Here is a 1,735-nt window from a genome sequence, read left to right as displayed (position 1 = left end):
TAACTCGCCGGTTCATTCTACAAAAGGCACGCCATCACCCATTAACGGGCTCTGACTACTTGTAGGCACACGGTTTCAGGTTCTCTTTCACTCCCCTTCCGGGGTGCTTTTCACCTTTCCCTCACGGTACTGGTTCACTATCGGTCACTAGGGAGTATTTAGCCTTGGGAGATGGTCCTCCCAGCTTCCGACGGAATTTCACGTGTTCCGCCGTACTCAGGATCCACTCAAGAGGGAACGAAGTTTCAACTACAGGGTTGTTACCTTCTTTGACGGGCCTTTCCAGACCTCTTCATTTACCTCGTTCCTTTGTAACTCCGTATAGAGTGTCCTACAACCCCAAGAGGCAAGCCTCTTGGTTTGGGCTAATTCCGTTTCGCTCGCCGCTACTCAGGAAATCGCATTTGCTTTCTCTTCCTCCGGGTACTTAGATGTTTCAGTTCCCCGGGTCTGCCTTCAATATCCTATATATTCAGATAAAGATACTGCTCCATTACGAACAGTGGGTTTCCCCATTCGGAAATCTCCGGATCAAAGCTTACTTACAGCTCCCCGAAGCATATCGGTGTTAGTCCCGTCCTTCATCGGCTCCTAGTGCCAAGGCATTCACCGTGCGCCCTTTCTAACTTAACCACTAGCGAATAAATGGTGCAACTTGCGTTGCGTTATTTATTGGTTTGATTAAAGAAAAGTTTCACTTTTCCTCAGCTATTACTGTTATCTAGTTTTCAAAGAACAATCGCACTCAAAATTCTTCTTATCTAATAAGAAGAAAGTGATGTACTTTCTATTAAATGAGAGATTGAACTCTCAAAACTGAACAAAGCTTCAAAACGTACGTCTTGTCTAGCTACGGCTCCTAGTCGTTCGATCGTTTCACTTTTGTCAACGAAACCAAATAACGGTTCCCCTGTCAAAAGCTCCAACGCTTTTCATGACTAAACAATCGCCTTCGCTTTTTATGTAAAAATCCTTAGAAAGGAGGTGATCCAGCCGCACCTTCCGATACGGCTACCTTGTTACGACTTCACCCCAATCATCTGTCCCACCTTAGGCGGCTGGCTCCATAAAGGTTACCCCACCGACTTCGGGTGTTACAAACTCTCGTGGTGTGACGGGCGGTGTGTACAAGGCCCGGGAACGTATTCACCGCGGCATGCTGATCCGCGATTACTAGCGATTCCAGCTTCATGTAGGCGAGTTGCAGCCTACAATCCGAACTGAGAATGGTTTTATGGGATTGGCTTGACCTCGCGGTCTTGCAGCCCTTTGTACCATCCATTGTAGCACGTGTGTAGCCCAGGTCATAAGGGGCATGATGATTTGACGTCATCCCCACCTTCCTCCGGTTTGTCACCGGCAGTCACCTTAGAGTGCCCAACTAAATGCTGGCAACTAAGATCAAGGGTTGCGCTCGTTGCGGGACTTAACCCAACATCTCACGACACGAGCTGACGACAACCATGCACCACCTGTCACTCTGTCCCCCCGAAGGGGAACGCTCTATCTCTAGAGTTGTCAGAGGATGTCAAGACCTGGTAAGGTTCTTCGCGTTGCTTCGAATTAAACCACATGCTCCACCGCTTGTGCGGGCCCCCGTCAATTCCTTTGAGTTTCAGTCTTGCGACCGTACTCCCCAGGCGGAGTGCTTAATGCGTTAGCTGCAGCACTAAAGGGCGGAAACCCTCTAACACTTAGCACTCATCGTTTACGGCGTGGACTACCAGGGTATCTA

At 48.8% G+C, this 1,735-nt stretch carries 2 rRNA genes; both read right to left on the bottom strand.

Annotated elements, in window-relative coordinates:
• Positions 1 to 633, bottom strand: a 23S ribosomal RNA gene (locus A2U94_RS20125); the annotation flags it as partial.
• 344 nt (positions 634 to 977) lie between these two features.
• A 16S ribosomal RNA gene (locus A2U94_RS20120) occupies positions 978 to 1,735 on the bottom strand; the annotation flags it as partial.

Origin of the sequence: Bacillus sp. VT 712 (assembly GCF_001614195.1) — a bacterium.
Taxonomy (GTDB): Bacteria; Bacillota; Bacilli; order Bacillales; family Bacillaceae_H; genus Priestia; species Priestia flexa.
This window is presented reverse-complemented; position numbering and strand designations above follow the sequence as displayed.